Raw genomic sequence first — 6200 nt, 5'->3', positions numbered from 1 at the left:
AAATATATTTCAATCGCGGGGCACGCGAGCTATTGGGAATTTCTAAAAAAATGTGGGCTTACCAATGTTCACCCCACTTTTTTCGATATTTTTCTTTTTTTAGAATTCAGCATTCTTGGGGGTGCGCGGGAAGGCAATCACATCGCGGATATTGGTCATGCCGGTAACAAAGAGCACCAGCCTTTCAAAACCAAGTCCGAAGCCGGCGTGCGGCACTGTTCCGTATCGGCGGGTATCCAGGTACCAGCTCAGTTCTTCAACAGGAACATGCATCTGCTCCATGCGCTCTACCAGTTTATCCAGGCGCTCTTCACGCTGTGACCCACCAACGATCTCACCAATTCCGGGAGCCAGGATATCCATGGCTGCTACGGTTTTGCCATCATCGTTGAGACGCATGTAAAACGACTTGATATCTTTCGGGTAGTTGGTAACGATCACCGGCTTCTTGAAATGCTTTTCCACCAGGTAGCGCTCGTGTTCGCTCTGCATATCCACACCCCACTTCACTTCATACTGGAATTTCTTCTTTTTGTAAGCAGGTGACTGCAGCAGGATGTCTATCGCTTCTGTGTACGTGATGCGCTCAAACTTGTTGTTCACCACAAACTCCAGCTTTTCCATCAGGCCCATTTCACTGCGCTTGTCCTGCGGCAGGGATTTCTCTTCTTCCGCCAGGCGCTGTGCCAGAAACTCGATATCCTCACGGTTATGCTCAAGCGCATATTTGATCACGTAGTGGATGAATTCCTCGGCCAGGTTCATATTGTCTTCCAGATCGCAGAAAGCCATTTCAGGTTCAATCATCCAGAACTCAGCCAGGTGACGGGCCGTATTGGAGTTCTCCGCTCTGAATGTTGGGCCGAAAGTATAGATCTCACCAAATGCCGTTGCGCCGAGCTCGCCTTCGAGCTGTCCGCTTACGGTGAGGTTGGTGCTTTTGCCGAAGAAGTCTTCCCTGTAATCTACACTGCCATCCTCATTGCGGGGAGGGTTATCTAAAGGCAGGGTGGTAACGCGGAACATTTCACCGGCGCCTTCGGCATCACTGGCAGTGATGATGGGCGTATGCAGGTATACGAATCCTTTATCGTTAAAGAATTTGTGGATGGCATAAGCCAGGGTATGGCGGATCCGGAATACAGAGCCAAAAGTATTGGTCCTGAAACGGAGATGCGCTTTTTCGCGCAGGAATTCCAGGCTATGCTTTTTAGGCTGGATAGGATACGCTTCCGCATCGCTGTCGCCCAGGATCTCCAGGGTTTTGGCCTTTACTTCCACTTTCTGTCCCTTTCCGAGAGAGGCCACCAGTTCTCCTGTAACTTTAACGGAGGCGCTGGTAGTGAGTCTTTTGAGGATGGCCTCATCCTGAGTGCCGAGCTCAACAACAACCTGCAGATTATTATTGGTAGAGCCGTCATTCAGCGCAATAAATTGATTCTGGCGAAAACCTTTCACCCAACCCATGACTGTAACTTCCTGGCCCGATGGTTCGGTGGCCAGCAGATCCTTGATCTTGACTCTTTTGTTGAACATAATTCTGCAGATTTAAAAAAATAGTAAAAAGCCTGCTTTTGCAGGCGGGAAGCAAAGATAAACAGCGGCAGTCAGAATTTAAGGGGAAAAATGCTGTTTTAGCTGTTAATCCGGGCTTTGAATGGGTTTTTACCCCTCTATTTTTACTCAAATCGTAAATCCCGCCCGGATGAATTCGGTAAATTTGCAGTTTTGTACCATACCCAGAGGTCTTGAAATCAACAATAAATATCGCATTAGTCGGTAACCCCAATAGTGGCAAGAGTTCCCTGTTCAACGTGTTGACGGGTCTGAACCAGAAAGTAGGCAACTTCCCCGGCGTAACCGTAGACAAGAAATCCGGCACTACTACCATTGCGCCCGGTCTTTCGGCCACCGTTATCGATCTGCCCGGAACTTACAGTCTCTACCCGCGCCGGGAAGATGAGTGGGTGGCTTATCGTGTGCTTATGCAGCAGGACAAACAGGTGGCAGCCCCCGATTTGGTGGTGCTGATAGCAGATGCCAGCAACCTGAAGCGTAACCTGCTCTTCGCTTCCCAGATCATCGACCTCAAGATCCCCGTTGTGATCGGCCTTTCCATGATGGACCTGGCCAAGAGCAAGGGCATCCGGATAAACGTACCGGAGCTGGAGCGGGAACTGGGTGTGCCCGTTATCCCCGTCAACCCCCGCAAGAACAAAGGCATTCCGCAACTGAAAAGGGCCATCGAGCAGACTGCCCAGCAGCTGTACAAAACGCCGGTGCGGGACTTTATCAATAATGAAGGCCTGGCCGAATCCGCCGTAAACGGCGTAAAAGCGTTGATCCCCGGCATGAGCGATTACAAGGCCATCCATTATCTGATCAATCACGAGTCTTTTCACCTGGACGATCACCTGCAACAAAGCATCGAGTCCATCGAAGAAAAGAACCAGTTCAACCATACCAAAACCCAGGCAGAAGAGATCCTGCAGCGCTACCAGCGTATCGGCAATATCATGAAGCAGGCGGTTACCGAGCCTTCTCCACTGGAAAAATCATTGCTCACAGAAAAGCTGGATGATATCCTGCTGCACCGCCGCTGGGGTTATGTGATCCTGCTGGCTGTGTTGTTCCTTCTTTTCCAGAGCGTGTTCTGGCTGGCCGGTTACCCCATGGACTGGATTGACCAGGGCTTTGCCGCACTTACCGGATGGATGAATGGGTGGATGCCCGCCACCTGGTGGAGCGACCTGATCATCAACGGCCTCCTCGCAGGTATCGGCGGTATCGTGATCTTCATCCCGCAGATCATGATCCTATTCGGACTGATCACCCTGCTGGAAGATACTGGCTACATGGCCCGCATCAGTTTTCTTACCGATAAGCTCATGCGTAAAGTAGGCCTGAACGGAAAGAGCGTAATGCCCATGATCAGTGGTTTTGCCTGTGCGGTGCCCGCCATCATGAGCGCCCGCAACATCGAGAACAAAAAAGAAAGATTACTCACCATACTGGTTACGCCATTGATGAGCTGCAGTGCCCGCCTGCCTGTATACTCCATCCTCATTGCCCTGGTGATACCCAGCAAACTGTACCTGGGTTTCCTGAGTCTGCAGGGGTTAGTGATGATGGGCCTTTACCTTCTTGGACTGGTAATGGCGCTGGTGGTATCCTGGGTGGCCAAGTGGTTCATCCATATCAACGAGAAAAGTTTCTTCATTCTTGAACTGCCCACTTATCGTGCCCCGCGCTGGAAGAATGCAGTGATAACGATGATCAGCAAGGCAAGGATCTTCGTATTTGAAGCCGGTAAGGTGATCCTGGTGATCTCTCTTGTTCTCTGGGGACTCAGTTCTTACGGTCCGAAAGACCGCATGGCTTCGGTAGAAACGGAATATGCCGCGCTCATCGAGCAGCATCAGGCAGACTCCGTGAAAGTAGCGGAACTGGAGCAACAGAAAGGATCAGCCCTGCTCGCCAATTCTTATGCAGGCATCCTGGGTCATGCCATCGAGCCGGCTATCAGACCGCTGGGCTTCGATTGGAAGATCGGCATCGCTCTCATTACTTCCTTCGCTGCCCGCGAAGCATTTGTGGGAACGATGGCCACCCTGTACAGTGTGGAAGGCGGCGACGATGCGGATGAAGCAACCCTCGCGGAAAAGCTCAATGCCGCTCAAAGACCCGATGGAACTAAAGTTTATACACTGGCTACGGGCTTGTCGTTGATGGTGTTCTATGTTTTTGCCATGCAGTGCATGAGCACCCTGGCCATTGTGAAAAGGGAGACCAAAAGCTGGAAATGGCCCCTGATCCAGCTGGCTTATATGACGGCACTGGCTTATTTCATGAGCCTGCTGTTCTACCAGGTCTTCAAATAAATAAATCTGATAAATAATTCCAATGGCGCTCCAATCTTTAAGGAGCGCCTTTTTCTTTTGCTATTAAATCGATATATTAGATAATTCTTCAGGTTTTTGGATTCACCACAACTTACCCCTACCGCAAAATGATCGCCGGTGCTTACATGCACCAGGTTTGTTCCCCGTACCCAAAACAGGTTCCGTCAATTATTTCATTTTAAAAACTCGTTTATGGGAAAGATCATTGGGTTGGTAGTTCTCGTTGCTGCCGTCTGGCATTTTAAAGTGGCAAAGACTGATGGAGTAAGGATCACAGGGCTGTTCAAAGAAGAGCCTGAATATGGATATGCCTGGAAGGGCAGTTATGAGAACGGACCGCGCAATTTTTGGGACAGGACCGAAGTAAGCTGGATGCCTGGTATCAAACACCCACAATACAATGTGCAGGCTGGCACGCAGGTTAATAACTGGGTGCCCCTTCCCGGCTACGACTTTACCAACAATGAACCGGGCAATTTTGAAACTTCCTGGAAAGCCGGTCTTGTGCACCCATTGTGCAAAGCCTGGTCCACTACACAGGAAGGATACTGGATGCCCATGCCAGGTTACCGGTTTACCCGCAATATAACCGGAGAGATCAGTGGAACCGAGTGGGAGCCCGGCCAGAAAAGCGATCAGCTTAAAGTTGTGGCTGCAGAAAAAGCAGATACCTATATTCCTTATCCTGGCTATCGTTTTGTAAACCCGGGGGTGAACCTGGAAGTTGCCTGGACTCCGGGCATGAGAAACCCCAATTACAGCAACCAGATCGCCGGTCAGAATGAAGGCAATTGGGAAGAAGCTGTTGATGAAACGTATGCCTCCGTTGAACCAACTACTGAAGATCTGGTGGCTGAATGGCTGGTGAAAGGAATTGCCAGCCAGGGCCTCAAAGAAATCATCGGAGATAATATGGTTTCAGATAAGTTGATGTCTGAAAGTACCAGCAGTGGCCTGAAAGCGCTGGTAAATGGACTGAAGGACTGATCTCTTCTTTTTGCTTGTTCACTCTTTTCTTTTGTTCACTATTCCGCCTTTCCAATAAGAAGAGGTCGCGTAATGCGACCTCTTTGCTTTTGGGGTAATTGAATAACCATCTATCAGACGAAATATTTTAAGAAGAGAGTGGTCTTTCCAGTCTTCTGCGCAGGTCGGGGAACATTTTTTTCATCAGGGCATCCATCACTTCGTTCTTGGACGGGCCGCGATCGAAATTGCGGGTACGCATCATATCCCTTTGCTGATCTGACAGAGCACGCCTGTCGCCCGTGTAAGTGTAGGAGTATTCGGTCCAGCTTACATTATCCGCTACATTACCCAGGTCAATCGTTTTGCCGCCGTAAGATTCATAGATCCTGTAATTCAGATTCCCTCTCACGCTGATATTGCGGGATGTGGTGATGATAGTGGCCGTTACCGTTTCGTATTTCGGTTTACCTGTGGTATCCTTTCCAGCCTGTATGCTTTTCGACACCTGTTTTTTATCGGTAGAAGGAATACTTGCGCTGGTATTGATATAATCCCATTTTACATCCAGTACCCATTCGGGCTTGATATATTCGCGGGTGAGATCCAGGTCAGTGAAGAAGCGGGCAGGGTAATAAGAAGCCGTTCTGCCACCAAGTTCGCGCACCAGTTGTTCCTGAAAGTAATCCGCCCTGTAGCGGGAGCCTTCATCCCATTCCCGAAAGAACCCGGGAAAGTCTTCCCTCACCGGCATTACCACCACATTTATGATACTGTTCTCCCAGGCTTCGCGACTGAGATTGTTGGCATCCTTGTATCCGTCAATATAAGAAGATGTTTTTCTGAAGAGATTATAGGCTTTGATACTGCTCTGCCTGTTATCTCTTTCAAAATTATCCATAGCATCCTGGTAGTAAAATTCTGCAGCGTCTTCGCGGGTTGCCTGCAATTCACCCAGGTAATTCTTCGGTTGTACAAACCTGGTAGCATTGGGGATGGCTACGGTAGCGGTGTAGATCTTTTGAAGGGCATCCAGCTCTTGCAGCATCCTGTCCCACTTTGCGGGATCTGCACTATTCCTGTAAACGGCAACTGCCTCTTCGTGGCGGGTCACGGACTGATCAAAGAAGTATTTCAGGTCGTTCTGTGCTTTTGCATTGTCAGGTCTTTTGATCAACTCGTTGATAGCCGCAAACAGGGGCTTGTCTTCCGTTGCCGGAGCGCGGAACTTGGATCCGCCGCAGGCTGCCAGTACCAGGGAAAAAGAGAGAAGTGTAAAAATGCGGTTCATATAGGGTTATATTATATTGGTTTAGACTCAAAACATGGTAC

General features: G+C 49.5%; 4 protein-coding genes. 2 read left to right on the top strand and 2 right to left on the bottom strand.

The window, feature by feature from the left end:
* Positions 1-99: 99 nt before the first annotated feature.
* On the bottom strand, positions 100-1536 hold the full coding sequence (gene asnS / locus ACTHMC_RS04185; RefSeq protein WP_440411080.1) for an asparagine--tRNA ligase: 1437 nt from the start codon (positions 1534-1536) through the stop codon (positions 100-102).
* 212 nt (positions 1537-1748) lie between these two features.
* Here asnS and feoB point away from each other — a divergent pair, with 212 nt between their 5' ends.
* Complete coding sequence (gene feoB, locus ACTHMC_RS04180; protein ID WP_440411078.1) at positions 1749-3881, top strand: ferrous iron transport protein B; 2133 nt, start codon at positions 1749-1751, stop codon at positions 3879-3881.
* A gap of 213 nt (positions 3882-4094) precedes the next feature.
* Entirely contained in the window at positions 4095-4889 is a 795-nt protein-coding gene (locus ACTHMC_RS04175; RefSeq protein ID WP_440411076.1) for a hypothetical protein, read from the top strand.
* 127 nt (positions 4890-5016) lie between these two features.
* Here ACTHMC_RS04175 and ACTHMC_RS04170 read toward each other — a convergent pair whose 3' ends face one another.
* Positions 5017-6159, bottom strand: coding sequence for a hypothetical protein (locus ACTHMC_RS04170; protein WP_440411074.1), 1143 nt, complete (start codon positions 6157-6159; stop codon positions 5017-5019).
* Between the last annotated feature and the right edge of the window lie 41 nt (positions 6160-6200).

The sequence above is a fragment of the Pseudobacter sp. genome, assembly GCF_051955275.1.
Lineage (GTDB): Bacteria > Bacteroidota > Bacteroidia > Chitinophagales > Chitinophagaceae > Pseudobacter.
This window is presented reverse-complemented; position numbering and strand designations above follow the sequence as displayed.

What these genes read in the sequence shown, in the direction of transcription:
- asnS (WP_440411080.1), bottom strand. Translation starts at nt 1,536, where the DNA reads ATGTTCAACAAAAGAGTCAAGATCAAGGATCTGCTGGCCACCGAACCA.
- ACTHMC_RS04175 (WP_440411076.1), top strand. Translation starts at nt 4,095, where the DNA reads ATGGGAAAGATCATTGGGTTGGTAGTTCTCGTTGCTGCCGTCTGGCAT.
- ACTHMC_RS04170 (WP_440411074.1), bottom strand. Translation starts at nt 6,159, where the DNA reads ATGAACCGCATTTTTACACTTCTCTCTTTTTCCCTGGTACTGGCAGCC.